The 25,264-nt window shown below is 50.1% G+C and carries 29 protein-coding genes and 1 tRNA gene; 22 read left to right on the top strand and 8 right to left on the bottom strand.

The features are described 5' to 3' along the window. Positions 1 to 47: 47 nt before the first annotated feature. The gene (locus IPL17_RS20275) at positions 48 to 335 is read left to right on the top strand and encodes a hypothetical protein (protein WP_345308902.1); all 288 of its coding nucleotides are present in this window, start codon (positions 48 to 50) and stop codon (positions 333 to 335) included. Positions 336 to 446: 111 nt separating this feature from the next. Here IPL17_RS20275 and IPL17_RS20270 read toward each other — a convergent pair whose 3' ends face one another. The 3 genes from IPL17_RS20270 to IPL17_RS20260 form a co-directional block, all read right to left on the bottom strand. Beyond that, positions 447 to 719 (bottom strand): hypothetical protein, encoded by a 273-nt coding sequence (locus IPL17_RS20270; protein WP_345308901.1) that lies wholly within the window; start codon positions 717 to 719, stop codon positions 447 to 449. 91 nt (positions 720 to 810) lie between these two features. Then, on the bottom strand, positions 811 to 1,161 hold the full coding sequence (locus IPL17_RS20265) for a hypothetical protein (RefSeq protein ID WP_345308900.1): 351 nt from the start codon (positions 1,159 to 1,161) through the stop codon (positions 811 to 813). Positions 1,162 to 1,655: 494 nt separating this feature from the next. After that, positions 1,656 to 1,904 carry a hypothetical protein gene (locus IPL17_RS20260; protein WP_345308899.1) on the bottom strand — a complete coding sequence of 83 codons (249 nt, stop codon included), beginning with the start codon at positions 1,902 to 1,904 and terminating at the stop codon, positions 1,656 to 1,658. Between the two features lie 263 nt (positions 1,905 to 2,167). Here IPL17_RS20260 and IPL17_RS20255 point away from each other — a divergent pair, with 263 nt between their 5' ends. The 3 genes from IPL17_RS20255 to IPL17_RS20245 all read left to right on the top strand — a co-directional run bounded on the left by IPL17_RS20255 (position 2,168) and on the right by IPL17_RS20245 (position 6,159). Then, positions 2,168 to 2,719 carry a polyprenyl synthetase family protein gene (locus IPL17_RS20255; protein WP_345308898.1) on the top strand — a complete coding sequence of 184 codons (552 nt, stop codon included), beginning with the start codon at positions 2,168 to 2,170 and terminating at the stop codon, positions 2,717 to 2,719. Between the two features lie 304 nt (positions 2,720 to 3,023). Then, positions 3,024 to 3,722: a response regulator transcription factor gene (locus IPL17_RS20250; protein WP_345308897.1), complete on the top strand. Its 699-nt coding sequence runs from the start codon at positions 3,024 to 3,026 to the stop codon at positions 3,720 to 3,722. Between the two features lie 91 nt (positions 3,723 to 3,813). Beyond that, positions 3,814 to 6,159, top strand: a complete 2,346-nt coding sequence (locus tag IPL17_RS20245) for a diguanylate cyclase (protein ID WP_345308896.1) — start codon at positions 3,814 to 3,816, stop codon at positions 6,157 to 6,159. 298 nt (positions 6,160 to 6,457) lie between these two features. Here IPL17_RS20245 and IPL17_RS20240 read toward each other — a convergent pair whose 3' ends face one another. Then, positions 6,458 to 6,640: a hypothetical protein gene (locus IPL17_RS20240; protein ID WP_345308895.1), complete on the bottom strand. Its 183-nt coding sequence runs from the start codon at positions 6,638 to 6,640 to the stop codon at positions 6,458 to 6,460. A 402-nt stretch (positions 6,641 to 7,042) separates the two neighbouring features. On the opposite strand from IPL17_RS20240, the gene IPL17_RS20235 reads away from it, so the two are divergent. Together IPL17_RS20235 and IPL17_RS20230 are read left to right on the top strand one after the other, a co-directional pair. After that, complete coding sequence (locus IPL17_RS20235; protein ID WP_345308894.1) at positions 7,043 to 8,113, top strand: galactokinase family protein; 1,071 nt, start codon at positions 7,043 to 7,045, stop codon at positions 8,111 to 8,113. Continuing rightward, on the top strand, positions 8,110 to 8,811 hold the full coding sequence (locus IPL17_RS20230) for a nucleotidyltransferase family protein (protein WP_345308893.1): 702 nt from the start codon (positions 8,110 to 8,112) through the stop codon (positions 8,809 to 8,811). Before IPL17_RS20235 ends, IPL17_RS20230 begins: the two co-directional genes overlap by 4 nt. Positions 8,812 to 8,854: 43 nt before the next feature. On the opposite strand, the gene IPL17_RS20225 is transcribed toward IPL17_RS20230, so the two are convergent. Continuing rightward, the gene (locus tag IPL17_RS20225) at positions 8,855 to 9,928 is read right to left on the bottom strand and encodes an acyl-CoA thioester hydrolase/BAAT C-terminal domain-containing protein (protein ID WP_345308892.1); all 1,074 of its coding nucleotides are present in this window, start codon (positions 9,926 to 9,928) and stop codon (positions 8,855 to 8,857) included. A gap of 417 nt (positions 9,929 to 10,345) precedes the next feature. Between IPL17_RS20225 and IPL17_RS20220 the strand changes: the two genes are divergently transcribed. The 9 genes from IPL17_RS20220 (at position 10,346) to IPL17_RS20180 (ending at position 19,281) form a co-directional block, all read left to right on the top strand. Then, positions 10,346 to 11,464 carry an ATP-binding protein gene (locus IPL17_RS20220; RefSeq protein ID WP_345308891.1) on the top strand — a complete coding sequence of 373 codons (1,119 nt, stop codon included), beginning with the start codon at positions 10,346 to 10,348 and terminating at the stop codon, positions 11,462 to 11,464. 211 nt (positions 11,465 to 11,675) lie between these two features. Then, complete coding sequence (locus IPL17_RS20215) at positions 11,676 to 12,581, top strand: AAA family ATPase (RefSeq protein WP_345308890.1); 906 nt, start codon at positions 11,676 to 11,678, stop codon at positions 12,579 to 12,581. Between the two features lie 509 nt (positions 12,582 to 13,090). Next, positions 13,091 to 13,444 (top strand): hypothetical protein, encoded by a 354-nt coding sequence (locus IPL17_RS20210; RefSeq protein ID WP_345308889.1) that lies wholly within the window; start codon positions 13,091 to 13,093, stop codon positions 13,442 to 13,444. Further along, the gene (locus IPL17_RS20205; RefSeq protein ID WP_345308888.1) at positions 13,441 to 14,193 is read left to right on the top strand and encodes a hypothetical protein; all 753 of its coding nucleotides are present in this window, start codon (positions 13,441 to 13,443) and stop codon (positions 14,191 to 14,193) included. Before IPL17_RS20210 ends, IPL17_RS20205 begins: the two co-directional genes overlap by 4 nt. Before the next feature lie 274 nt (positions 14,194 to 14,467). Beyond that, on the top strand, positions 14,468 to 15,523 hold the full coding sequence (locus IPL17_RS20200; RefSeq protein WP_345308887.1) for a recombinase family protein: 1,056 nt from the start codon (positions 14,468 to 14,470) through the stop codon (positions 15,521 to 15,523). A gap of 70 nt (positions 15,524 to 15,593) precedes the next feature. Next, the gene (locus IPL17_RS20195) at positions 15,594 to 16,136 is read left to right on the top strand and encodes a hypothetical protein (RefSeq protein ID WP_345308886.1); all 543 of its coding nucleotides are present in this window, start codon (positions 15,594 to 15,596) and stop codon (positions 16,134 to 16,136) included. Then, the gene (gene mvaD, locus IPL17_RS20190; RefSeq protein WP_345308885.1) at positions 16,025 to 17,059 is read left to right on the top strand and encodes a diphosphomevalonate decarboxylase; all 1,035 of its coding nucleotides are present in this window, start codon (positions 16,025 to 16,027) and stop codon (positions 17,057 to 17,059) included. The genes IPL17_RS20195 and mvaD overlap by 112 nt, the downstream gene beginning before the upstream one ends. A 77-nt stretch (positions 17,060 to 17,136) precedes the next feature. Next, positions 17,137 to 18,255 (top strand): M50 family metallopeptidase, encoded by a 1,119-nt coding sequence (locus IPL17_RS20185; protein ID WP_345308884.1) that lies wholly within the window; start codon positions 17,137 to 17,139, stop codon positions 18,253 to 18,255. A 3-nt stretch (positions 18,256 to 18,258) separates the two neighbouring features. Continuing rightward, a complete protein-coding gene (locus tag IPL17_RS20180) occupies positions 18,259 to 19,281 on the top strand; it encodes a HEAT repeat domain-containing protein (protein ID WP_345308883.1) in 1,023 nt (340 codons plus the stop codon). A gap of 82 nt (positions 19,282 to 19,363) precedes the next feature. On the opposite strand, the gene IPL17_RS20175 is transcribed toward IPL17_RS20180, so the two are convergent. Continuing rightward, positions 19,364 to 19,435, bottom strand: a tRNA-Lys gene (locus IPL17_RS20175). On the opposite strand from IPL17_RS20175, the gene trxA reads away from it, so the two are divergent. From trxA to IPL17_RS20140, 7 genes are all read left to right on the top strand, one after another. Then, a complete protein-coding gene (gene trxA / locus IPL17_RS20170) occupies positions 19,420 to 19,929 on the top strand; it encodes a thioredoxin (RefSeq protein WP_345308919.1) in 510 nt (169 codons plus the stop codon). The two genes, IPL17_RS20175 and trxA, sit on opposite strands and share 16 nt — an antisense overlap. Further along, positions 19,913 to 20,554: a translation initiation factor IF-3 gene (gene infC / locus IPL17_RS20165; protein ID WP_345308918.1), complete on the top strand. Its 642-nt coding sequence runs from the start codon at positions 19,913 to 19,915 to the stop codon at positions 20,552 to 20,554. The genes trxA and infC overlap by 17 nt, the downstream gene beginning before the upstream one ends. A gap of 81 nt (positions 20,555 to 20,635) precedes the next feature. Continuing rightward, positions 20,636 to 20,866, top strand: coding sequence for a bL35 family ribosomal protein (locus IPL17_RS20160; protein ID WP_345308882.1), 231 nt, complete (start codon positions 20,636 to 20,638; stop codon positions 20,864 to 20,866). 95 nt (positions 20,867 to 20,961) lie between these two features. After that, positions 20,962 to 21,303 (top strand): 50S ribosomal protein L20, encoded by a 342-nt coding sequence (gene rplT, locus IPL17_RS20155; protein WP_345308881.1) that lies wholly within the window; start codon positions 20,962 to 20,964, stop codon positions 21,301 to 21,303. A gap of 57 nt (positions 21,304 to 21,360) precedes the next feature. After that, a complete protein-coding gene (locus IPL17_RS20150; protein ID WP_345308880.1) occupies positions 21,361 to 21,915 on the top strand; it encodes a macro domain-containing protein in 555 nt (184 codons plus the stop codon). Between the two features lie 43 nt (positions 21,916 to 21,958). Continuing rightward, complete coding sequence (locus IPL17_RS20145) at positions 21,959 to 22,735, top strand: RNA methyltransferase (protein WP_345308879.1); 777 nt, start codon at positions 21,959 to 21,961, stop codon at positions 22,733 to 22,735. 24 nt (positions 22,736 to 22,759) lie between these two features. After that, positions 22,760 to 23,977 (top strand): DUF711 family protein, encoded by a 1,218-nt coding sequence (locus IPL17_RS20140; protein WP_345308878.1) that lies wholly within the window; start codon positions 22,760 to 22,762, stop codon positions 23,975 to 23,977. Positions 23,978 to 23,993: 16 nt separating this feature from the next. Here the strand turns inward: IPL17_RS20140 and IPL17_RS20135 are convergent, their stop codons facing one another. Together IPL17_RS20135 and IPL17_RS20130 are read right to left on the bottom strand one after the other, a co-directional pair. Continuing rightward, complete coding sequence (locus IPL17_RS20135) at positions 23,994 to 24,548, bottom strand: metalloregulator ArsR/SmtB family transcription factor (protein WP_345308877.1); 555 nt, start codon at positions 24,546 to 24,548, stop codon at positions 23,994 to 23,996. Beyond that, positions 24,545 to 25,102, bottom strand: coding sequence for a DUF2087 domain-containing protein (locus IPL17_RS20130; RefSeq protein ID WP_345308876.1), 558 nt, complete (start codon positions 25,100 to 25,102; stop codon positions 24,545 to 24,547). Before IPL17_RS20130 ends, IPL17_RS20135 begins: the two co-directional genes overlap by 4 nt. Positions 25,103 to 25,264: the final 162 nt, after the last annotated feature.

Raw genomic sequence — 25,264 nt, 5'->3', positions numbered from 1 at the left:
AGCGGAAGTTCATAGTCGCCGTAACCGAAGCGCAGGTCAGCGCGTAAATGTTGTCCTTATCCGCGACTGCTTCGCTTGTCATCGTGCAGGTACAGGCGCGGCGCAGGGTCGGTGTTGACATCCCGCCAGTGAACGAGGTCGCTTTTGATGGGCAGCACCTGCGCGATCTGCGCGAAATATTTTCACGGAAGACATCCACCTGCGCGGCGGGGATCATGATTAGGAATGATGAAAGAACGGAGAGCGCCTGCGCGTTGTTGATTGCGCGACATGATCGTCCATCAAGACCAGGTCGGGTTGTTCGTGATCACATCAATTTTTGTTTGACCGGGTGAACTCGCCGTCGTTTTCAAAACCCGCCTGCAGCGCAAGTTTGCTGGCGTCGCTTTGCGTGATCGATTTTTATATCCACGGGCCGAGGCAGGAAGTGTAAACGGCGTTCAACTTTATCGGGGAAAGACTTCCAAGAAAAACGGGCATCCACTTTCGCCAGCATGGACAGGTAGGTGGACATGCCGCTCGAAGTTCACGCCATACATGCGGCTGATGGTCTGCAGAATATTGAAAGGAGATGCCGTCAGATCCGAGATATGAACAGCCACGCAGGATTCATCTGCTGATGCATGACTTCGCCAAACTCTGATCCATTTTGGAGTCGAGTCTAGGGGTTTATTGATCTCCTGCGCGGACGGGAACTCATGCCCCTGAGAAGATTCCACTCGCTGGCTTTGATGATAAAGGGTTCGAGAGAATAGGAATGGGAGGGACGATAGGCGCTGCCATATCCATAACTACCGAACTGCGAGCGAGTCAGTAATACCAGCGCGACATAGCGGTTGTGAGTGCTGACCGCCGCCCGGCGCGGGGATTAACGACAGCGTTTCTTTTAAATATGTTTTGCCAGTTGCCACCGGGCTGTAAATTTTGAAGTGAAACATCATCATCTTCCTCCTCCGCATGACCTCTCAAGTAGTCGCTTAATTCCATCGCGGCGGCGATCATGTGTTTGCAAAAATGATTGCCCGCGTATGGACAGTCGCAGTCAAAATGCAGCCTGCCCGTTTTCTGATCGACTTCGATCTCGACAATGTAATCGCCTGAGTTGCCTTCCACTTCGCAAACGGCGCGGCGATTGTTGTTGAACAGGCTGATGTCACGCACACGCCCGATCTTGCATGATAGGTGTATCCGCGCTGGATGGTTTGAGTGTCCGCCTGTTGGTAATAAGGATAGTTATCGAGGAGTTCGGGGGTAAAGACTGGGCATGGCAGGTAATTATGGTACAAGCCCCGATTTGAGGTTGATTGCTCCTTGTTAAATGTAATCGCTCAGGATGAGGGGGGCATCCTGAGCGATTACAAACATATTTTATCGAAGGTATTTTATTTCGTCAAGGAAAAATCCGGTTTTGGTACCTTAAAAAATGAAGGGATTAAATTTTTTACAAAATTATGCGATCTTTTGCAGGGTGCGAATTTCCCAAATGAATGAATTGGCTCTGGAATCAAATGGTGTATTTAAAGTACAAACGCCAGGATGAGGGGGGCATCCTGACGTTTGCAAAATTATTTTATCATCTATTTTATTTTATGCAATGGTCATGCCTGGGTATTCATGAAATTCTTACAATTCTCATACACGTCCCATCATGTGAATTATATTTTCCACCTGATATTGACCTGACAGCCCATACCGAGCTGAGATTTGATGGATAGCTCGGCGCCAATCAATGCGGCGCGCTCGAACATGCCCGCCACCCCAAAATGCTTGTTTGCGAGCAGGCTCGAAATATCCAGCCACACCCCCGCCGCGAAGCCGATCCCGTTGTCGCTCACGGTCAGGTTGACCGCACTTTCATTGGCAACACCGCTCAGAATAATTTTGATTGAATATCGTTTTGCCAACCTATCACGACACTGATTGCTGACGCAGCATTCCAGCCAAGCCTTCAAAGAGAATGAAATATGGGCAATCCCGGCAACCTCCTCTGACTGCTCCAAACATCAATCTTGCTGGGTAATGACGGAAGGCGGGAAACCCCAGGGCTCTCTGTAGGAGAAACAGCCAATCTTTCCATGGTTTTTCAGGCTATAGGTATCGACTGTATTTGCAAAAACTTTAGTACAAATGAGAAGCAAATCGAGGTCATCGATCAAATTAATAAAAGATGCTAGAGACTGCATACGGTCAGTATCTGGATGATCAGATTATTGATACTGAAGCCACATATTGGCGAGCTGCGCGTGCAAAAAGTTGTCCGTTTTTCGGACTGGCATTTTATATGGGAGCACTTGCGAGTGGAGCTTCCCTGGATACAGCCGAAGCTATTCTAAAGCTCGGTCGTTTATATGGCGAGATGGTTCAAATCCATGACGATTTAAGTAATAGTTTTGCTGATCACTGCGGTTCAGATTGGCTTCAAAGAAAATCTACACTGCCGATCTTGTTTGCCCGGGTTGTGAATCATCCAGAACAGATGAGGTTTATGACACTTTTGGAAAATATCACTAATCTTGATCAAGTGCGTGAAGCTCGGGGAATTTTATTGCGCTGCGGTGCAGTCAGTTATTGTTTGAATGAGATTGTCCATCGGGATAACATCGGGAAGCAGTTTTTAGCTGATTTGAACCTGCCTAACTCAGAGCCTCTTGATCAAGTGTTTGATCATATCGTTACGCCAATTTGGAAATTACTTAAAATCAATCTAGAGATTTCGTGAATAAAAGGCTGAGGGTCTTCCCCGGCGGCAGGTGTTCCCCTTCAAGGCTGCCACCCCGGTATTTGCATTTAAGGAAGACCCTCTCGGCAGCGTATCCCCGCTGGCACTGCACAGGTTTCCCCCCTGAACGGAGAAGCGGTTTTATCCGCCGTGATCAGCGTTCACTAACCGCAGTCATTATCATCTCAATACCTGTACAGGTGAATAGGCTGGAAGTTAAAGAACATAGACATTTGTACTCTTTTCTGAAAAAGCCTTGAACGCCCGTCCCATTTCGGGTACGCTGTCAGTAAGGAAAATGCATATGCAGCCCAATCGAAAGATCAATGTAGCCATCCTCGACGACCATCAAAGCATTGTGGACGGGTATGTCCACCGCCTCAGCCAAAGCCCTCTGATCGAAGTGGTTGCCACGCTCAATTTTGGCGATCAACTGGAACCCGCGCTCGCGAAATTCCCCACCGATGTGCTGCTGCTCGATATCAGTGTGCCGGTCTCCGCCAAAAATTCAAACGACTATCCCATCCTGTATGTCATTCCCAAACTGATGCAGTTGTACCCGCACATGAATATCCTGGTCATCTCGATGTTCGCCGAACGCGGGCTGATCCGCGGCATCATGGACGCCGGCGCGAACGGCTACATCCTCAAGGACGACCGCAGTACCCTGGTGGACCTCGCCAACGTGGTGCTGACCATCGCCGGCGGCGGAATCCATCTCAGCCAAAAGGCGCATCAACTCTTTCTGAGCGACCAGCTCAATCGGACCGGGAACACGCTCAGCCTTCGTCAGTTGGAAGCGCTCTCACTGTGCGCGGCCTTCCCGGATGCGCTGACAACCGAACTATCGAAGGAAATGGCCGTCGCCAATTCCACTTTCCGCAACCTGCTCTCGGGTGCCTATATCAAACTAAATGTTCGCACACGCACGGCCGCCATTTCGAAGGCGCGCAGCCTTGGGATCATCACCCCGTTCGCGCCTCCCACGCCAAGCGCGGACTGATCCCAGCCGCGAAGTAAATCGTCTTCGTTTTGGTACATGCAGAGATATTACCCGATCAGATCGTGATTATTTGAATGGATGGGGAAAATTTATGAAACCGGGTTCATCGCAAACTGAATATGAAAATGAAGAAAACAGACAACTGGCGGGCATCCTGTCCATGCTTATCTGGATATCATGGGGCGTGTACCTGGTCGTTCTCGCCACCGCGCTGAGCTTCAAAGACTGGAAGTTGACCGCTGCGACTCTGGCTGGCAGCACCCTGCTGTTTATCCCATTGGAATTGCTCAAGCGTCAGCGTTTGCGCTCCAGCGCTGTCCTCGTTGTATTATTCACCATTGCGACCGTGACCGTCATTGCGACCATTGGACAGGGCATCCGTGATCTTGCCATACTCGCATTCCCGCTGGTCTTTATTTTTGCGGGTCAGGCTTTGAACCGCAATTTTTACTGGCTGTCAATCAGCCTGAGCCTGGCGGCGGTCTGCTGGCTGGCACTGGGCGAAATCTATGGCAGGTTCCTCCCCAAGCCCTTCGAAGGCGGAATATCCATCTGGATCTACCTCATCCTCATCACCTTTATTTTACTGGTGGCTGCAATTGCGGTGGATACGCTGGCAATCAATACGCGGAACTCGCTGGATCAGGCGCGGCGGGAAGTTACACAGCGCAAGCATGCCGAAAATGAACTCGCGCTTTCTGAAAGAAAATATCGCACGCTGCATGAAACCATGCGGGATGGATTTTGCAGTGTGACGATGGACGGCAGCATTCTGGAAAGCAACGAGATATACAGGACCATGCTGGGATACTCCGAGACCGAGTTGTCTCAACTGACCTATATGGATATCACACCTGAAAAATGGCGCGCCCTTGAAGCAGATATTGTAGAGAATCAGGTCTTAAAGCGCGGACACTCCACAGTCTATCAAAAGGAATACAGAAAAAAAGACGGCACGCTTTTTCCGGTGGAATTACAAACCGTTCTGCTGCGCGGTGAGGATGGCGGCCCGTGCGGGATGTGGGCGGTCGTACGCGATATCACCGAGCGTAAACTGGCAGAAGAACATCTCAAGAGAAGTGAAGCCATGCTCAAAGAAATGGGGATCATAGCCAAGGTCGGTGCATGGAAAGTTGACCTGGGATCAATGGAACAGACATGGACGGAAGAGATCTATCTGACCCTTGAAGTGGATGGATCCCATCATCCCAGTGTCGGAAAGGGGATCGAATTCTTTGCGCCCGCCTCCAGACCTGTCATTGAAAAAGCCTTTCAGAGCGCCGTGGAACATAACGAGTTTTTTGACCTTGAATTGGAATTCATATCTGCCAAGGGAACTCACAAGTGGGTGCATATCATAGGCGGGCGGGATATTGAAAATAACGATATCCATGGAACATTTCAAGACATTACCGAACGGGCTCAGGCGCAAGCCGCCCTGCGGGACAGTGAATATTTTGTCAAAGGCATATTAGACTCGCTCACAGCCCATATCGCGGTGCTGGATGACAAAGGGGTGATCGTGGCGGTTAATGAAGCCTGGAGGAAATTTGCGAGGGAGAACAACAGCCCGCAGTCCACTGATTATTTGGGAATCAATTATCTGAATGTCTGCCAGCCTGCGATGCGGCAGGGCGACTCGGTCGCAGATCAGGTGGACCTGGGCATTCGCGCCGTGTTGAACGGAACGCGCTCTCAATTCACCACTGAGTATCCTTGCGATTCCCCCACCCAGCAGCGCTGGTTCTGCATGACGGTGGTTCCGCAGCATGCTCCGCGCCGGGGTGTGATCATTATTCATGAGGATATTACCGAGCGTAAGCAGGGGGAACAATCGCTGCAATCGCTCAACATTGCCTTGCAGACTTCCCTTGTCCGCGAGAAGGAATTGGCGCGTACTGATCAACTCACCGGTATAAAGAATCGCCGTCATCTGTTTGAGTGTGCCGAACACGAGTTCGAGGTGGCCGCGCGTTATCAGAAGCCCCTGTCTGTATTGATGTTCGATATTGATCATTTTAAAAAGGTCAATGACGCCTTCGGCCACGCGGTCGGCGACCAGATGCTTCAAGCGCTTACAGCGATCACCCGTAATTGCCTGCGAAGCGCGGATGTCATCGGACGCTATGGCGGTGAGGAATTCATCATCCTGATGCCAATGACGAAGGCAGAAAAGGCATACGTGCTGGCGGAGCGCATCCGCGAAGACGTATCAGCACTGTCCCTGGCCAGGCCAAACGGGATTGTGCGTATTACACTCAGCATTGGCATTGTTGAAATACGCCCGTCCGAGTCCGTCGAAGATGTATTTCGCCGCGCAGACAATGCCATGTACACAGCCAAGCAAAATGGACGTAATCGTACCGAAGTCGGAGACAGCCAGCAAGGATTGATCCCCGCCAATCAATTGAGCAACCCGTCAAAGGATCTAACTTGAATCTGTCAATTTGGGGAATACCCAGCGGTGGTATGGGTTGTATATGGAGAAGCGGGGCAGGTTATAAAGCCTGCCCCGCTTCTCCATATACAAAATAGTTAATGCCAATCATGGATAACGAAAGTATGTCATGCTGAGGTGCGGTTTTTCCTGTCCCGAAGCATCTCTACCAAGTCATATCCAAGACCTTTCGTCACCGACAAATGCTCCCTCAGGTTGACATGATGGTGGTTTTGGCTTATCCATTATTCGCGTTTATTAGCAACAATACCGCAGGAAAACAAGAAATGCTATTAAGTTATTTTTTGTTTTCCTCCAGCCATTTCTTAATGACTTCAGCGATCATGGCAGGGTCTTCTTCAGACAATTTGGTTACGATTCGAGCCAGTTGTTCATCCTGCGATTTGATGTCGCTTTGTTTTTTTACAACTGGATTCTCTTTATCAACCTTTTCCGGCGGCAATTTATCTTTTGGATTCATGATCTTTTCCTTTTCTAATTTCAATCTGATTATACTTTTATGGTCGCGTTCCCGGCAATAAACGGTTTTGAAAGGCGCCCGATTAAATTATATCCAGGCATTTTGCGCTAAAATCAAGAACGGTCTGGAATCAAACAGACTCCAAAATAAAAACCAATAAGGTAATGTATCAATGTCCATTGATACCGCCATCAGCCGTCCCAAGACCGCCCTGGCGATGTAATCTCAAGGGAACACAATATTTGGTATTGGCGCGGCTGATATGGGGATGCCGATTAGTAACAGATCCCAGGCGAGTCAGAACAGGACAAGTTTAATGCCTTGCTTACGCATAAAGATGCTTGTTGTTACAAAATAATAGTTCGTGGAATGTAAAAAAAATAATCTTACCAACCCTGCCTTATGTCAATAGACACCCTCTTTTCCCCTTACCGAATCTGCCCCATCGGCGCGCACATTGACCATCAAGGCGGTGAGGTTTTGGGGCGTACCATTAAGCTTGGAACCACACTCGAATATCAACCGCTTGACTCCAAAGAAATTCGCATTACGAGCGAACAATTTGGCAAAGCAAAATTCGTCATTGGTACCCTTGATAAAACTCACTGGATACGCTATGCCCAGGCGGCGGCGCGGGTCCTGAATCCCAAACGCGGCATGAAAGCGCATGTGACGGGTTCGCTCATCGGTTCGGGGCTGAGTTCATCCGCTTCGGTGGGGCTGGCATATCTCAGGGCGCTGGCTGATGTGAATGATATTGAACTTTCCAATGAGCAGCTCGTTCATTTGGATTTTGAATTGGAACACGACCAACTCGGATTGCAAAATGGATTACTTGATCCCATGAGTATTGTCTATGGGAAGAAGAATGCGCTTCTTTTCATGGACACGGTAACTGGTTCTGTTTTCCCGGTCATTGACCCACCCTCGAGCGACTCCGCCTGGGTCGTGGCATATTCAGGCCTCTCGCGCGAACTCACTAAAAGCGGATTTAATGTCCGTGTGGCGGAATGTCACGAAGCGGCAGCCTCTTTGCAAAAAGGTGCCTGGAAGCTGGGCGATGTCCCGCATGAAATTTTCGAGGCGAAGAAATTTTCCCTGCCTGAAAATATCCGCAAACGGGCGGAGCACTTTTTCAGCGAAGTTGAACGTGTCCACCTAGGCAGACAGGCTTGGGCGGAGTCAGATGCGGCGCGTTTTGGTCAGTTGATGAATCAATCTTGCGCGTCGTCCATCAGGAATTACGAATCAGGCAGTGATGTATTAATCCAATTACATGAAATTATCAGCAGTACAAGCGGCGTCTATGGCAGTCGCTTCAGCGGCGGTGGCTATGGCGGGTGCGTGGTCGCGCTGGCAGAACGAGACCTGGCAGAAACTGCCTGCAAGAAGATCGCGGAGACGTTTTCTGCCATTCATCCTGAGCTGCCATCACAAGTTTTTGTCGCAGAAACGGGAGATGGTTTGCAATGATTCGCTCCGCGGTTTTACTCGCGGCAGGGCGCGGCAAACGTCAACGCCCGCATACCGATATCACACCCAAGCCTTTGCTCGAAGTGAATGGACGCCCCACATTGAATTTTGTATTGTGCGCGGTGGCAAAGGCTGGCGTGGAGCGGGTTTGCATTGTGACAAATCATTTGGAAGAAAAAATCTTTGAGTATGTTGGCGATGGCTCGAAATGGAATCTTTCCGTGAGCTTTGCGCATCAATCTGAACTGAAAGGCAATGGGGATGCATTGATGTCCGTGCCTGAGGGTTGGATCCAGGATGAAGCCGTTATGGTCGTGGCAACGGATTACATTTTGAAGGAAGGATCTTTGCTTGAGCTTGTACAGGCACAGGAGAAGCATCAGGCAGAGATCGTAATGAGCCTGAAGGAATGTCCAGTTGAAGAACTCGCCTCCCGCTCCAGCGTGGACGTCGACTCAGCTTGGCGCGTGAAACGAATTATCGAGAAACCAAAATGGGAAGAGATCATGAGTCCATACGCAGCTTCGATTTTATTTATCCTGCCGCCGCAAATTTGGGAATACCTGACGCAGGTCATGCCTTCGGAGCGCGGCGAGATCGAAATGCAAGTCGCAATTGACAGGATGATCCGGGATGGATTTAAAGCAGTTGGGGTATTGCAGTCAGCGCCAGAAGAGTGGCGACCGCCTTTATTTTAATTGTTTCTTTAACCACTCAATTGCGGCCGACTGCATCTCGAGGTCAAATTTGTGCGGACCGGGGGTAGAACTGCCCAACATATGCATCAGGCTTTCCAACATTCCAATAATGATTTTGTAAACGCATGTGCGCTTCCCTCATCCCATCCTCTGTAAACAGCTCATCTTGTATATTATATTGAACCAGCAGGGGGGATGGAGCACGGGAAGCGGCGATATCGGGCCAGTCACCATGCCGTGACCAACCAAAGGGAAATAACATCCATGTGTGTGACATGTTATGGTCGAGCAATGCTGGGTATGTGGTCATCAAACCAATAATGACCGCGGCTCGAATACTTTCATGTGTGGCATTTAACAAAGCCGCCCGATTTCCTCCCCCCGATAAACCAATGCATCCAATGCTTTTTGAATTCACGTCCGCGCGTGAGCGCAGGTAATTCAAGGCAACGCGATCTTCGAAGGAAACGACTCCGGCCATGTTGGTGCCAAGAATATTACAATACTTCGAAACCCAATGCTCGTGAAAATAGGCGGCGGTGTTATAAAGCTCAACTTCATCTGATATTTGGCTCGTTCGCAACAGGTCGGCTGTTTTGCTGCCCATCGTTTCCATCATGGTCTCCAAAGGGAATCGGCGGCTGCCCCATAGGAATACATCATGAACCAGTACTACAAATCCTTCGCGCGCCAGCGCATTGGCATAAGCTCGCCCACTGTATGGGATTTGGCGGAAGTCAATTAATGTGGACAGGGTCTTTTCGGGGCCATCGGCGATTTTTTCTTTTCCATAAAATTTGAAATCACTATGATCGTGCAGAGCAACGATCCCAGGAATTGATCCTTTTGCGTTCGCTGGTTTAAGTACATAGGCATGAGTGCGCGGCCCATACCCAACTGACCAGGAAACCTCTTCTCCGACAATCCCATCCTTCTCCCACTTGCTTTCAATCTTTACTTCCAGTGGGTTTTCCTCCTCGTGACAAAATCCCAACACATCAAATATTAATGATCGAGTTTGCGGTCCAGGGACAGCGATTGGATAAATGGATTGTTGCCGGCGTGCCGCATCAACCCAGTCGCTGAAAACACCAAGATGCTGATAATGTTCAAACATAAATTTTCTCCTTATGCAATTTCATTACTTTAATTGCGGAAAATAATTTCAAATGAATTCGTATTTGTGCGGAATAAAGCCAGGAAGCAATTTCAAGAGATTATACAACCAGCGTTTTCATCTAGTGGTGGTATCATCGCCTTATGATGACAGCCACCGCCATTGCCCATCCAAATATTGCCTTCATCAAGTAGTAACGAAATAAACTCCATTACCCTGACGGGACGGCTGGTTTTTGAGAAAAAATGACTTTAACTAATATAGGTGTGTAAGCGGGATCATTAAAACACGACCTGAAAGTGGGGGCACTGTACTTGATTAATTAGCCAGGAAAAAGACAAGGCGCACTTTCCTTTTTCGTGGTAATATTTATTCATGATACAACGTAGCGCTTATTTACAGACCATTCAAACTGCCTTGCAGCGCAGCCGGGTGACAGCCTTGATTGGCCCTCGTCAATCAGGAAAGACTACGCTTGCCCGTCAGTTTGTCTCTCCAGATTCATCCAACTATTTTGACCTGGAAGATTTAACCAGCATAGCTCGCCTGCAAGAACCGATGACAGCCCTGCGTGACCTGCACGGAATTGTTGTTATCGATGAAATCCAACGTCGTCCGGATCTTTTCCCTATTTTACGAGTTCTCTCAGACCGCAATCCCTTGCCTGCCAAATTTCTTATTCTTGGTAGCGCATCTCCTGAGGTGCTTCGTTCATCTTCAGAATCCCTGGCTGGGAGAGTGGAAACCATTCCGGTTAATGGTTTTAGCCTTGCGGAAGTGGGTGCCGCATCTCAGCCAAAGCACTGGTTGCGAGGCGGTTTTCCGCTTTCATTTTTGGCAAATTCGGAAGTGGACAGCCTTGCCTGGCGAAAGAATTTTATTCAAATGCTATTGGAGCGGGATTTGCCACAATGGGGGATTCGCATCCCGGCCGCATCGCTCTTACGCTTTTGGACGATGCTCGCGCACTATCACGGCCAAATTTGGAATAACGCAGAGCCTGCACGATCTCTCGGAGTCAGTGAACCGACTGTGCGTAATTATTTGGATATCCTTGAAGGGGTTTTCATGATGCGCGTTTTGCAACCTTGGCATGCAAACCTGAAAAAGCGGCAGGTTAAAGCGCCAAAAATTTATTTCCGCGATACCGGACTGCTTCACTACTTGCTAGGAATTCGTTCTGAACTGGATTTGCACACTCACCCTAAAAGTGGAGCATCCTGGGAAGGGTATGCAATAGAAGAAATTTTGAAAACCACCGCCCCCGATGAAGCATATTTTTGGGCGACACATGGCGGGGCCGAACTGGATTTGTTGCTTCTCAAAGATGGGCATCGCATTGGCGTGGAATGTAAAAGGGTGGACGCTCCACGTCTGACATCATCCATGCGTACAGCGATGCAAGATCTTGAACTAGATCGGCTTTTTGTTGTTTACCCCGGCCCGTTGGCTTATCCGATTGCAGAGAAAATCTCGGCATTGCCGATAAATCTTCTCGCGGATTCGGCATCTGTTAACTTCTTAAATATGCCATAGGGAGAAAAAATGAATTTACACACCGCAACCGCCCTCGCCCAACCAAACATCGCATTGGCGATGTAATCTCAAGGGAATACAGTATATAGTGACTGCGAGGCTGGCTTTGCCTGAAGTCAGAGCTTCCTCACTAACAACCAGTCGGATTCCGAAACGTATATTCAAGGATCGTTGACTACAATCGGGAAGATCGCTTTGGAAAAACCTCTTTATGCCCAACATACTCATCCATACGAAGATCAACGCGCCTGCGCTTCGGCGTAACCTGGTTTCACGCAAAAGGCTCCTCACCCTGTTACTAGATGGGATCAAGCAGGGGCATAAGCTGACGTTTATCTCCGCACCTGCTGGGTTTGGCAAGACTACCCTTGTGAGCGAATGGATCACTTCTGGGGAAGTCCCTGCCGCGTGGATTGCATTGGATGAAAGCGATGACAACACTTCCCGCTTCTTGACCTACCTGATAGCGGCTCTGCAAACCCTGATCACTGGTGTCGGGGAAGGTGTTTTGGCGGCACTTCAATCGTCACAGCCCAGTTCTGCCAAAGACTTGCTGACCACCCTGCTCAATGAATTATCCTCAACGGAAGACGACTTCATTCTCGTCCTTGATGATTATCAAGCGATAGATTCCAAAGATGTGGATGAATTGCTCACATTTCTGGTGGAGCACATGCCGCCATCCATGCATTTGGTCATCACCACCCGCGAAGACCTTCGTCTGCCCCTCGCCCGCTTGCGTGCCCAAAATCAGTTAACGGAGATCCGCGCTGCAGAATTACGCTTTACAGAAAACGAAGCCGCTGATTTTCTCAATCAGGTCATGGGGTTGAATCTTTCCGCCGAAAACATAGCCGCATTGACACCCGCCTTGCAGAGTTGGAAAGGATGTTACAAGATGGCAGCAACTAGCCGCATAAACCACTTGACTGTGATCGCAAAGAAAAGGCAAGAAACAAATAAAAACGGAGATCTTATTCGCCGTTTCAGGGATGCTCGTAAGCGTGGCATGTTTTTATGCAAAGACGGCAAAGAGAGAACTTTTCAAGAATGGCTTGAAACATTACCCCCTGAACTTGCTGCAAAAATTTTGAAGATTGCCGGCCACCCCGAATAAAAATTTATCTGGATACAAAAATAGAACTTTTACAATTGAATATTTGCAAACGTGTATCAGTTACGCGGGCGTGTATAATCCCATTCATGGAGTGCAAATCATGGTGACCAATGGCGAATGGTTAACCGTAAAGGAAGCGGTTAACATAAGTGGCTATAACCCCGAACATATCACGCGGCTAATTAGACAAGGCAAAATAAAAGCAAAAAAATTTAGCATTGTCTGGCAGGTCAACCGTGATTCTCTTTTAGCATATATAGAGACCCAGAAAAAGCCACACCGAAAGCCCCATGAAAAGTAGTATAATCTGCATGTCGTAACATACGACATCACACCCCGTTATAACGGGCGAGTAAAGCGTTGGAAGCGCGATACACGCCCTGACCCCCACGCCAGAGAGCGGCGCAAGGGCTGGGACAGATTCTATCATGTCTCACCTGTTACCCGCTTGCGGCAATCGCCCAAGCGGTTTTTGTTTTGGCATGGGGAATTAGATCAAATGGAGGCTTATGACCAAAACAAAAATACTACTTTACACCTTGCCCTTGCTTGTATTGGCTTGTTCAATGACCGCCCCGCAAAGCGGCGCGGCAATACCCCTGCCCATGTCAAAGCAAACAAACCACGCAAACCCGCCCCCTGCCCCAACCATATGCCAAGTTAGAACAGGTGTCGGCGCGGGCGCATTGAACTTACGAACTTGCGGCGGTATTCATTGCCTTATTGCAACAATATTGCATGAGGGCGAAACATTGACCCAGACCCAAGCTCAAGCCGTCAATGGCTGGCTTGCAGTAAAGACCGCAAGCGGTTTGCAAGGATGGGTGAATTCAAAATATATAAATTGTAAGGTGACAAAATGACAACGATTCTTAAATACGCGGCAAAGGTTTTCTTCTTTGTCCTAGCTGTAATGTTAATTGCCTGGAGTGCGGGCAGAGGGCTTGATTTTATTCAAAGCACATTGCCCGAAGGTCAAAAAGCCAATGGATATTTTGGGCTTGCGGGTACTGAGATCGGCATGCTTGTTTGGTTGCTTGTATTCATGTATGCCGCCCGTTCTATTGGACAATATGTCACAGCGGGAATTATGACTCTTGTAGACTTAGCTGGCGCAATCGCCTTGTTTACATTTGATAGTTTGTTACGGGCCGGGCAAAGCGGCATGATTACAACTTTGCAACCCGAAGAAGTTAAGACCGTAATTCTTGCCCTGAATGGTTTGATTGGTGCAAATGTGATCGCAACCGTCCTATACCACCTTGCCGATAGTGAGACACAAAAGCGCATCAGCGAGGCTGTTATGGAAGGCTTGTTAGAGTTGAAAGTCATGGCGGCTATTGAAAGGCAAGGGCGCGCAATCGTTGACGCCAAAGCCCCAGAACTTGCAGATCAATATCTTGAAGAATTTAAGGCGCGGTTTGGTAACGCTAATGCATTGGGTTTATCTGCAAATCAAGAAAAACAAGATGATGAATTGCCCGAATGGTTGGATTGGCGCGAATGGTTGCAAGGCTATCAAGCGGCGCGTAAGGCAGATAAAGCCGGCCCTGTAATTTATCAAAACACGGTGACAAGCCCTTTAGCAGAAACAAAGGAGGGCAGCAAATAACCATAAAGCCTGCCCCCAAGACTAAGACGCCCCGCCCTGATACCTATTGCAACAACCCTGCTTGCGGCAAGCGGATTAGCGCGGGCAGGCACGGCAGGCGGCAATACTGCAACAAGGCATGCAAGCAGGCGGCATGGCGTAACAGGAACATTGTTACCCCTGCCATTGGTAAAGGTAACACAACGATAACAGAGAAATCGACGCAAGCGTAACTGATGTTTTAGCCTGCCCGTCATGGGTGACTATGGCGGGCAGGGGAAAGGAATATAAGAACATGACCAAGAACGCGGCAATTTATTCAAGAGTAAGCACAGACGAACAAGCAAAGGGATATAGCCTTTCCTCACAAATTGAGGCTTGCCATTCATACGCCAAAGAACGCGGATACACAGTGACCGCAACTTTTTCAGATGATTTCACAGGCGCTGCAATAGATCGCCCTGAGTTGAATAAGCTGCGTGATTTCATGGCGCGCAATCCGATTGACGTTGTGATCGTTTACGATATTGACCGCTTGGCGCGCAAGAGTGCCTACCAGTATTTGATTGAGGAAGAATTTAAGCGGGCGGGTGTAGTGATTGAGTTTGTCATGGGCCAATATGAGGATACAGATGAAGGGCGGTTACAAAAGCAAATTAAGGGTGTAATTGCCGAATACGAAAAGGCAAAGATACTAGAACGAAGTAAACGCGGCAAACGGGGCAAGGCAAAGAGCGGCTTTGTTTTGACAGGTGCGCGCCCGCCCTATGGCTACACTGTCAAATCAGAGGCACATAAAGCGTGGCTTGAAATTGATGAAAGCGAAGCGGCAATAGTGCGAATGGTTTATGGTTGGTATTTACACGGCGATGAAAAGGGTGCGCCTATGTCGGCAAATTCAATTGCCAAGCGATTGACCAAGTTAGGCATACTCACGCGCGGCGATAAGCAAAGCCATTTTGCTAAAAAATTTGGGCGGGGCGTATGGCAAAGGGCTATGATTATTCACATCCTAACCAATGAAACTTATACAGGCGTTTGGTACTTTGGCAAAACAAAGATGATAGATGACGGCAGGCAAAGAGAGCATAAAGATAAGCGCGGCTATGGCAAGCAGGTTGCAAGGGCGCAAGAGGAATGGATACCCGTCAACGTGCCTGCCATTATTGACCGTGAGACCTTTGACCTTGCCCAAAAACGCAAGGAATATAACAAAAGGCTTTTGAGTGGGCATAAAACCAGATATCTAATGAAAGGGCGGTTGACTTGTACAAAATGCGGTTATGCCGCCGGAGGGCAAAAATGCGAAGCGGGAATCAATACTACCATTGCAACGGCAAACGACAGGTAGTTGCCGTTTTGTGATATGCCAAGTTTGCGTGGTGATTGGGTTGACGCGATTGTATGGGGAATGGGTAAAGATGATTATTGAGAACCCAGAGAATTTGCGCGTTGGTTTGGATAATGTTCAAAACGAATTACAGCAAACAAATCAAGCCCTACTTGACCGATTGGCTTTCATAGATGTCCAAATTCAAGAACACCAAAAGCAATTAGATAAACTGCTTGATTTGTATCTTGGCGGCGAATTCCCCAAAGAGATGTTAACCGAACGCAAAAGCCGTTTAGAGCAAATGCTTACAAACTTAAGCAAAGAACAAAATGACCTTGCGGGGCATGTTCGCAAAGTAACCATGACAGATGACCAATTATCTTATATCGAAGCGTTTTGCGCTAAAATCAAGAATGGCTTAGAGCAAGCCGACTTCAATACCAAACGGCAAATCATTGAACTACTAGATGTACGCGGCAAGATTGCCTTTGAAAATAACGAAAAGGTACTATATCTAAAATGTCTAATCTCACAGCAACAGCGCTTTCCTGTGCCAATATCGCATTCATTAAATATTGGGGGAACCGCAACAACGAATTGCGCCTCCCTTCAAATGGTTCCATCTCAATGAATTTGGATGGGTTGTTCACACGCACAACTGTCAGCTTTCAGCCATCGCTTCCATTTGACGAGTTGATCATCAACGGGCGCGAGGTGACAGGAAAGGGCTTGAGCCGCGTCTCCTATATCCTCGATCTCGTGCGAGAAACGGCTGGAATTAATTTGAACGCGGAAGTGATGAGCGAGAATAATTTTCCCGCCGGCGCCGGGATCGCCTCTTCGGCGGCGGCGTTCTCGGCACTCGCGCTCGCTGCGTCCCGCGCCGTCGGCTTGACACTGACCGAAGCGCAGCTCTCGCGGCTCGCGCGGCGCGGATCTGGTTCAGCATCACGTTCGATCCCGCCGGGATTTGTCGAATGGAAGATGGGCACGGGCGATGACGATTCTATTGCGGAATCCATTGCGCCTCCCGAACATTGGAATCTGGTGGACTGCGTCGCGGTTGTTAACGCGGCGCACAAAAAGACCGGTTCCACGGAAGGTCACGCCATCGCAGGGACCAGCCCGCTGCAAAACGCGCGCCTCGAAGACACACCGCGCAGGCTGGACATCTGCCGCAGCGCAATCCTGAACAAAGACTTTGAAACCTTCGCGAACATCATCGAACTTGATTCGGATATCATGCATTCCGTGATGATGACATCCAATCCGCCATTAATGTACTGGCAAGCCGCGACGGTCGGGATTTTTCATGCGGTGCGCGAGTGGCGCGCAAGCGGGCTGCCCGTTGGGTACACAGTGGATGCCGGGGCGAATGTCCATGTACTGTGTTTGGGAGATCATGCCCGGGAAGTCGAGAAGCGTTTGCGTGAAATGCCCGGCGTGAGCAATGTGCTTATAGCGGGAGTTCTGGCGGAGCGGCGAAGATCGTGTAATCTGTCAAACTGCGGATCAATCAGCTTTCAGCGGGCGGGAAGCGCTGGATTCATCTAATCAAACTTTAACTTAGCCCAATCCATTTGAAGATATAATCCCTCTACTGCACAAATTGTGTGGGAAAGGATTAAATAATGGTACCTGATTTTGTTTCGTTGATCATATTCCTGCTCGCACTGGGCGGGATGATATTTGTACATGAACTCGGTCACTTTATTGCCGCGCGCTGGGCAGGGATCGAAGTGGAAGAGTTCGGCCTGGGACTGCCTTCCTATAAGCTGGCAACCCTATTTAAATGGCAGGGAACTGAATTCACGATCCACGCCTTGCTGCTTGGCGGTTTCATCCGCCCCAAAGGTGAGAATGACCCGAATGTGCCGGGGGGACTCGCCTCTGCCAACCCGTGGAAACGCCTGGTGGTGTTGTTCGCCGGTCCGTTGATGAATTTGCTGACCGCCATCGTGGTGTTCTCCTTCCTGATCGGCTCTGAAGGCGTGCCGCTGCCCGGGTCGATCAAGATCGACTCGGTCGCTGCCAACTCTCCCGCTGAGCAAGCCAATATTCAAGCCGGAGATATTCTACTTTCCATCAACGGTCAAAGCGTGACCGAGATCGAACCTGCGATCGCCCTGATTAAAGAGAATCTCGACCAGCCCGTTGAAATGATATTCGACCGCAGCGGTGAGCAGGTCACCCTGACAGCCACCCCCCTCTCAACACGAAAAGCATCTGAAGGCGCTCTTGGCGTTGGATTGGGCTATCCGACCAGACCAGCCACATTCATAGAGAGCGTTTCAGGCGGCTTCACAGTAACGGGGATTCAAGCCGCGACCATTGTGTATCTGCCCGTGGCGTTGATCCGCGGCGCGATCGCGCCTGAAGACGCGCGCTTTATTGGATTTAAAGGCATCTTTGATATGTTCAACGTCGCGGTAAAGGAAGATGTATCCACCCGCCAGGAAGCCGCCTCCATCCCGGCCGACGCGACGATGCCGGCGCCAAGACCCACCAACTGGACGCTTAATTTGATCGGCGTGTTGAGCATTTCGCTGGGCGTCATGAACCTCTTCCCCATCCCCGCGCTCGACGGCGGACGCATTCTGTTTACGCTTCCGGAGATCCTCTTCCGCAAACGCATCCCGGCCAATTGGGAAAACACGGTCAATGGCATCGCCATGCTGCTGCTGATCGGTCTGATGCTCTTCGTCAACGTGATGGATTTCGTCAACCCCGTTCAGATCCCGACCCCTTAACTTATGGCAGAAACCTTAACCTTTCAATCCGTCCTCGATCACCTGCTGGATTCCAAGAAGGATATTCCGCAGACCCACCTGAAACTATATTCAGATCTCGACCCGAAGTCATTGCGCCTTTTCATGGATGTATGGTCGAGCGTCAAACCCGCCCGAAAACTGCTCCTGCTCGACGGGCTTTTATCTCAATTTGAATCGGACAACATCGTCTCCTACGAAGCGCTCGGGCGCGCGTTATTAAATGACCTGGATGGAGAAGTGCGCGCGCGCGCCATCCGTCTGCTCGCCGAATCACAAGATCCGAAGCTGGTTGAAAAATTAACCGATATTCTCCTGAACGATTTTGATCTCGCTCCGCGTTTGGAAGCCGCGTTCCTGATCGGAGAGTTCATCCTGTTGGGCGAGCTGGAAGCGATCAAAGCGGAGCTGCAGCGCCTCGCCGAAGACGCGTTGATCCAGATCATCAGAAGCAGCGAAGATCCCTCTCTGCGCAAAGCCTGCCTTGAAGCGCTGGGGTATTCCTCGCGGACCGAGATCGTCAATTTGATCGAAGCCGCCTTTCAACGCGAAGACCCGACCTGGGTCGCCACTGCCCTGCTGGCCATGGGACGCTCCCACGATGAACGCTGGAACAGTGATGTGATCAGCATGTTATTGGATGAAGAACCGCTGATCCAGGCCGCCGCCGCGCAAGCTGCGGGTGAACTTTCCATTGAAGAGGCCGGCCCCATTCTATTGAAACTGCTCGAAGATGAAGATGTGGACGACAATGTCATCACCGCAGCCATATGGTCACTCTCACAGATCGGCGGCGAGGATGCGCGCATTTATCTGGTCAATTTAATTGAACAGACCGAAGATGAAGACCTGGTCGAGTACCTTGAAGACGCGCTGGAAAATCTGGAATTCCACGAAGAGTTGAACAAGTTCGATCTGCTCGCCCTGGACCTGGATGAAGATGATGTGGAAGAGATCGATCTTGAAGAAATGGATGAGCTTGACGATCTGGATGAAGACGAAAAGTAACACATATCATAATTTCTGAAACACTCTTGCAACAACATGCGTATTAAAACAAAAAAGCCTTCCAAAACGGAAGGCTTTTTTGTGAGCTCGGAGAGGGTCGAACTCTCAACAAATGGCTTAAAAGGCCACTGCTCTGCCATTGAGCTACGAGCCCATAACTGTAAAGCGGATTGCATTCTATCACGTGAAAATCAGGACGTCAACGTAATAATCACAGTTCACAGCGCATCAAGACGAACGGAGGCAAATATGACAGATGTAAATTATGTAACAGAAGAAAATTTCCAGGAAGAAGTGATCGGCGCTGACCTGCCCGTGCTGGTGGATTTCACCGCCACCTGGTGCCAGCCCTGCAAAATGATCGAACCGATCGTCAAGCAGCTCGCGGGCGAATGGGAAGGCAAGGTCAAGGTGGTCAAGCTCGACGCCGACCAGAACCCGAATATCATGATGCAATACGGCGTCATGGGCATCCCGACCCTGATGCTCTTCAAGGGCGGCCAGATCAAGGAACGCATGACAGGCTTCCAGCCCAAAGAAAGCTGTCGGCAAAAGTCACCCCGCATGTTTAAAACAAAAAGAGCCGGCCATAATCGGCTCTTTTGTTTGACGAGTCACGCGCCTTTATGGTATCATTCGCCCCGCTAAAAAACCAGCCGTAATTGGCTGGATTTGTTTCATAATTAACAAGGAGCAGCATATCAGCGCCAACGAATTTAGAGTAAATGAAGGCATCCGCGTCAACGAAGTCCGCCTGATCGGTCCCGATGGCGGCAACGTCGGCGTCGTCCCGATCCGCCAGGCATTACAAATTGCCCGCGATGCAGAGATGGATCTGGTGGAAGTCTCGCCCGGAGCCACTCCGCCCGTTTGCCGCGTCATGGATTTTGGCAAGTTCATCTACGAAAAGGCCAAGAAGGAACGCGAAGCCAAGAAGGCCCAGACCAAGATCGAGATCAAAGAGATCCGCCTGCGCCCCAAGACCAACGGAGCGCACCGCGGTTTCAAAGTGGACGATGCCCGCCGCTGGCTCAACCAGGGACACAAGGTGCGCGTCACCATCAAGTTCCGCGGACGCGAAATGGACTACCCTGAGATCGCGCTCGAAGATCTGCGCGAGATCGTCCAGGACCTGATCGATGTCGCCGTGGTTGAAGTACCGCCGCAAATGGAAGGCCGCACCATGCTCGTGGTGCTGGTCCCCGCCAAGGGCGCAGCGAAAAAGAAGGAAAAGACCGAGCAGACCGACGCGAAGTCTGAAGCGACTGCCTAACGAGCGCAATATCCTACCCATGTTGATAGTCTGCGGGAGCAAGTGAATCCGCGGTTAATTTTTTGAAAGGAGCGAAAAGCAATGCCTCGCAAACCAAAGAAGTCAGGCAAATTAAAGCTGAAGACCCACAAGGCGACATCCAAAAGATTTCGTTTAACGGGCTCCGGCGTACTGGTGCGAACCAAAGGCGGCAAGAGCCATTTACGACGCCGCACATCGGACCGCACCAAGGCGTTATTGAGCGAAATGATCGTAGTGAAGGGTCGTAAGTTCATCAAACGCATCAAGCGTCTTGCACCAAACATGGAATAGTATTCCGGCCGTTGTCAATTTTTTATTTGCGGCTTTCGGGTGTACGCAACTGGTGTAACCCACCGACGCCCGCGAGTTTGCAGGAGGTATAAGAAATGCGCGTAAAAGGAGGCCCGCAAGGGCATCTACGTCACAAGAAAATTTTGAAGATCACGAAGGGCCAGCGCGGCTCGAAGAGCACATTGTTCAAACGTGCGAACGAAGCCATGCTCAAGAGCCTGTGGTACGCCACCCGTGACCGCCGCGTACGCAAACGCGATCTGCGCAAGTTATGGATCGCCCGCATCAACGCGGCTGCCCGCTTGAACGGCACCACCTACAGCAAATTGGTGTCTGCGCTCAAGAAGGCGAACATCGATCTCAACCGCAAGATGCTGGCTGACATCGCGATCCGCAATCCCCAGGCATTCGCCGCGGTAGTTGCAAAAACGAAATAAAAAAACTGGTCGGGATTTTCATCCCGACCAGTTTTTTTAACGGGGTAAAATAAAAGTGTGAATTCCACTTTAGTTGAAAAAAATCTTTCCACAGGGCAGACCCTGCAGATCGTTCAAGGCGACATCACCGTTGAAGAAGTGGATGCGATTGTCAACGCCGCCAATGACCAGTTACAGCATGGCGGCGGCGTGGCTTGGGCGATCGTGCGGCGCGGCGGGGAGATCATTCAGGAAGAAAGCGATCAATGGATCCGTCAGCATGGACCGGTCTCACACACGCATCCCGCCTGGACTTCGGGCGGGGCGCTGCCTGCGAAATACGTGATCCACGCTGTGGGTCCCGTCTGGGGCGACGGCGAAGAAGATACCAAACTTGCAGACGCAGTCACTGGTTCCTTAAGAGTTGCCGATGAATTAAAGTGTTCGTCCATTTCCATGCCCGCCATTTCAACCGGGATATTCGGCTTCCCAAAAGACCGCGCGGCGGAGATCATTTTTAAATCCATCAATAAATATTTTTCAAGCTCAAAAGACTCATTCTTGAAAATAGTCCGTATTGTTTTGTTTGACAACGCAACCATTCAGCCATTTTTGAAAGTTTGGGGCGGCTAATCTTCATCGTATATTCTTTATCCTTTATCTTTCATCCTTTCCCATGATCACATCCACCCATAACCCCAAGCTAAAACTGGTCCGCGCATTGCAGGGACGCGCAAAGGAACGCCGCGAAGCTGGCGCGTTCGTTGTTGACGGTGTGCGGCTGATCGAAGAAGCGGCGGTCAGTAATTGGGGATTTCGATTCGCTCTGTATGATGAGGCTTTAAGTGAAAGAGGAAGGTCGCAGGTCGAAGGTCTACGGTCGCAGGGTGTGGATGTTGAAGAAGTTTCAACCCTCTTAATGAAATCTTTAAGCGAAACCGAAACACCGCAGGGAATTCTGGCGGTTCTCGAATTCGCCCAATTGCCGATCCCTGAATCCCCAAATTTTCTGCTCATCCCGGATAAGATCCGCGACCCGGGCAACCTTGGTACTCTATTGCGGAGCGCAGCGGCGGCAGGCGTGCAGGCTGTCCTCCTTCCGCCCGAAACGACTGATGCGTTCTCGCCAAAAGTCCTGCGTTCTGGAATGGGCGCGCATTTCCATTTGCCGATCCGCTCGATGAGTTGGGATGAGATCGATCAACTTGTAAACCTGGCGGGGATACAGGTTCTCCTGGCGGATATGGATGGTCAACCCTGCTGGCAAACCGACTTGCGTCAACCGGTCGCGTTGATCATCGGCAGTGAAGCCAAAGGCGCAAGCGACTCCGCAAGAAAATTGGCGAAAGCAAAAATCACGATCCCGATGAATACAAATATCGAATCTTTAAATGCAGGCGCAGCTGGGTCAGTGCTGATGTTCGAAGTGGTACGACAACGCTCAAACCTGTAAAATTCCAACCTTCAACGAGTCCTTATGAAAATCCGTTCCATCACCTATTTCCTTAATCCCCAATACCCGCTCGACGGGAAAGCGCTGGAAAAAGCGGGGGAATTTTTAGTACAGGCAAAATCCACGTATGAAGCGGCTGGATATGAAGTTCAAACCACCCGCCTGGCAGCCATTCCATTTACCAGATTATTGCACGGCAAAGTGAACGAACTAGCCCGGCTGGCTCAGCAACTGGAAGAGCTATTGCCGCAGATCAATGTAGCGTATGCGTCACTGGGTCCCGCGTTAATTGAATTCCCTGAAAGCTATGAGGTCATTCCCGAAGCGATCGCCGCGAGCAAAAACATCTTCTTCAGCGGGGTCATGGCAGACCGGAAAAATGGGATTTCGCTGAAAGCCATACAAGCCTGCGCGAAGATCATTCAGCAGGCGTCCACGATCACGCCGGACGGATTTGCCAATTTGCGCTTCGCCGCGCTGGCAAACGTCAAGGCAGGCGCGCCCTTCTTCCCCGCCGCCTATCACGATAAGGATGAACCCGCCTTCGCGATCGCGACCGAATCCGCTGATCTGGCGGTAAAGGCATTTAACAGCAAAAAAACATTGGATGAAGGACGAGGAGACCTGATCGCGGATGTAGAAAGGCATGGTCAAGCCATCGCGCAGATCGCCTCGACGGTATTATCCAAGATCAAATTCCTTGGCATTGATTTTTCGCTCGCGCCTTTCCCTGATGACGCACATTCACTGGGTCAGGCTGTGGAAAATATGGGCATATCAAAGATCGGTTTACATGGCTCTCTGGCGGCCGCCGCAATCCTGACCGAAGCCATAGACCGCGCAGATTTTCCCCACACTGGCTTCAGCGGATTTATGCAGCCGATCCTGGAAGATTCTGTCCTTGCGAAACGCGCCGCCGAAGGCACGCTGACCATCAAGGATGCCCTGCTGTATTCCGCGGTGTGCGGAACGGGATTGGATACAGTTCCATTAGCGGGCGATACCACTGCCGAACAGATCGCCCCGCTTTTGTTGGATCTCTCCGCGCTGGCGATGCGGCTCGACAAACCGCTCACCGCGCGGCTGATGCCTGTCCCCGGCAAACAGGCGGGCGACTCCACGAATTTCGATTTCGGTTTCTTTTCCAACAGCAAAGTGATGTCGTTGGACTCTGCGCCATTGAACATGCCTTTGAGCGGAGATGAAAGTTTCTCGCTTAAAGAAAAACGTTCCAACGTTTGAACGTTGGAACGTTTTATTACTCACGCCAGTACTCCCCGCCCCCGCCTTCGCGTTTCATCAATCCATAGCCGACCAGTTCGCGCCTTAGGCTGGCGGTATCTTCATGATACCGGCTTAATATCTCGTTGACCTTTTTCTCGCTATATCTTTTATTCAACTCAAATGCCTTTACCACGTGACGCAAAACAGCCTCCAGTTTTTTTCGCTGGGCGGGAATCGTTTTCAGGCTTCCATCCTTGCGGACAAAATCCTTGACGACTTTATTGTCATAAGCACCCGCATCCACATCCGCGACAGAAGCGGCCAGATTCTCCTGTGAGAAAAGATCGCGCGATTTAAGTTCCAGCGCTTTCTCATCCAGTTGATAGACGTTGTAGTAACTCTCCGTCCTGGCACTGACCAGCCCGATCTGCGCCAGCTTCGAAAGGTGATGTGACACTGTGGATGGTTTTAGATCAAGCAGCGCGGCGAGTTCCTCCACGCTATAAGGCTGCTGGGCGAGCAGACCAACGATCTTCAAACGGTTCGCATCCGCAAAGACCTTGAAGAAGCTGATGACCTCATCGCTCATTTGGAATCCTCATTCACACGCCAGTAGCGTGAGCCGTCACTAATGCGGGCCAGTAGATTCGCATCCACCAGGTCACGGCGCAGGCCTGCTGTATCTTCGTTAAAGCGTTTCAAAATGGCATTGACTTCCTTCTCGGTGTAATTTGTGTTGAACTCAAAGAACTGGACCAGGTAATTCAGGACCACCTGCAGTTTCGGCGGAGCAGGAATTTGCCTGATGCTTCCATCCGGGTTGAGATGGGCTTTCAATATTTTTTTGGCTCGCTCATCCAATCCTTCGGACGGAATAAAGGAAGGGTGCTCCTCTCCCAGTTTTTCACGCGCAAGCAATTCAAGTTTGTCGTTGTTCAACATGTAGACGCCGTCCGTCTGGCTGACAGCGCCTACGAATTCAAGAAATCCCAGGTGGGTCAACGAATCCTTCACCGACAGGTTCAGCCGCGCGGCTATCTCTGCGCGGGTGGCGCGTTCCTGCGATAACAGGCCAATGATCCGCAATCGGTCCGGGTTGGACATGGCTTTTATATAATCGAGCATTTCAGGGCTTGCATCCATATTTCACTTCCGTAAATCTAATTTGATAAACATCGAATTAGATTTTAAGAGGGAATCCGTCAAATGTCAAGGATATGTTTGGGAACAGCGCCAGCCGGGGGCAAAAAATGGGGCACGGTCAATCGGGTATAATTTCCGAGCAAGCGATTCACCATTTATCCT

It is taken from the genome of Candidatus Villigracilis saccharophilus, assembly GCF_016711665.1.
Note: the sequence above shows the minus strand (reverse complement) of the source record. Positions and strands in the feature narration are given on the sequence as shown.

Coding starts and splice junctions, on each gene's coding strand:
- IPL17_RS20225 (WP_345308892.1), bottom strand. CDS start 9,928: ATGTTTGAACATTATCAGCATCTTGGTGTTTTCAGCGACTGGGTTGAT.
- IPL17_RS20235 (WP_345308894.1), top strand. CDS start 7,043: ATGTCAATAGACACCCTCTTTTCCCCTTACCGAATCTGCCCCATCGGC.
- IPL17_RS20160 (WP_345308882.1), top strand. CDS start 20,636: ATGCCTCGCAAACCAAAGAAGTCAGGCAAATTAAAGCTGAAGACCCAC.
- IPL17_RS20135 (WP_345308877.1), bottom strand. CDS start 24,548: ATGAGCGATGAGGTCATCAGCTTCTTCAAGGTCTTTGCGGATGCGAAC.
- IPL17_RS20245 (WP_345308896.1), top strand. CDS start 3,814: ATGAAACCGGGTTCATCGCAAACTGAATATGAAAATGAAGAAAACAGA.
- IPL17_RS20130 (WP_345308876.1), bottom strand. CDS start 25,102: ATGGATGCAAGCCCTGAAATGCTCGATTATATAAAAGCCATGTCCAAC.
- rplT (WP_345308881.1), top strand. CDS start 20,962: ATGCGCGTAAAAGGAGGCCCGCAAGGGCATCTACGTCACAAGAAAATT.
- mvaD (WP_345308885.1), top strand. CDS start 16,025: ATGTCTAATCTCACAGCAACAGCGCTTTCCTGTGCCAATATCGCATTC.
- IPL17_RS20195 (WP_345308886.1), top strand. CDS start 15,594: ATGATTATTGAGAACCCAGAGAATTTGCGCGTTGGTTTGGATAATGTT.
- IPL17_RS20250 (WP_345308897.1), top strand. CDS start 3,024: ATGCAGCCCAATCGAAAGATCAATGTAGCCATCCTCGACGACCATCAA.
- IPL17_RS20215 (WP_345308890.1), top strand. CDS start 11,676: ATGCCCAACATACTCATCCATACGAAGATCAACGCGCCTGCGCTTCGG.
- IPL17_RS20185 (WP_345308884.1), top strand. CDS start 17,137: ATGGTACCTGATTTTGTTTCGTTGATCATATTCCTGCTCGCACTGGGC.
- IPL17_RS20140 (WP_345308878.1), top strand. CDS start 22,760: ATGAAAATCCGTTCCATCACCTATTTCCTTAATCCCCAATACCCGCTC.
- IPL17_RS20205 (WP_345308888.1), top strand. CDS start 13,441: ATGACAACGATTCTTAAATACGCGGCAAAGGTTTTCTTCTTTGTCCTA.
- IPL17_RS20180 (WP_345308883.1), top strand. CDS start 18,259: ATGGCAGAAACCTTAACCTTTCAATCCGTCCTCGATCACCTGCTGGAT.
- IPL17_RS20145 (WP_345308879.1), top strand. CDS start 21,959: ATGATCACATCCACCCATAACCCCAAGCTAAAACTGGTCCGCGCATTG.
- IPL17_RS20210 (WP_345308889.1), top strand. CDS start 13,091: ATGACCAAAACAAAAATACTACTTTACACCTTGCCCTTGCTTGTATTG.
- IPL17_RS20275 (WP_345308902.1), top strand. CDS start 48: ATGTTGTCCTTATCCGCGACTGCTTCGCTTGTCATCGTGCAGGTACAG.
- IPL17_RS20230 (WP_345308893.1), top strand. CDS start 8,110: ATGATTCGCTCCGCGGTTTTACTCGCGGCAGGGCGCGGCAAACGTCAA.
- IPL17_RS20240 (WP_345308895.1), bottom strand. CDS start 6,640: ATGAATCCAAAAGATAAATTGCCGCCGGAAAAGGTTGATAAAGAGAAT.
- IPL17_RS20200 (WP_345308887.1), top strand. CDS start 14,468: ATGACCAAGAACGCGGCAATTTATTCAAGAGTAAGCACAGACGAACAA.
- IPL17_RS20255 (WP_345308898.1), top strand. CDS start 2,168: ATGCTAGAGACTGCATACGGTCAGTATCTGGATGATCAGATTATTGAT.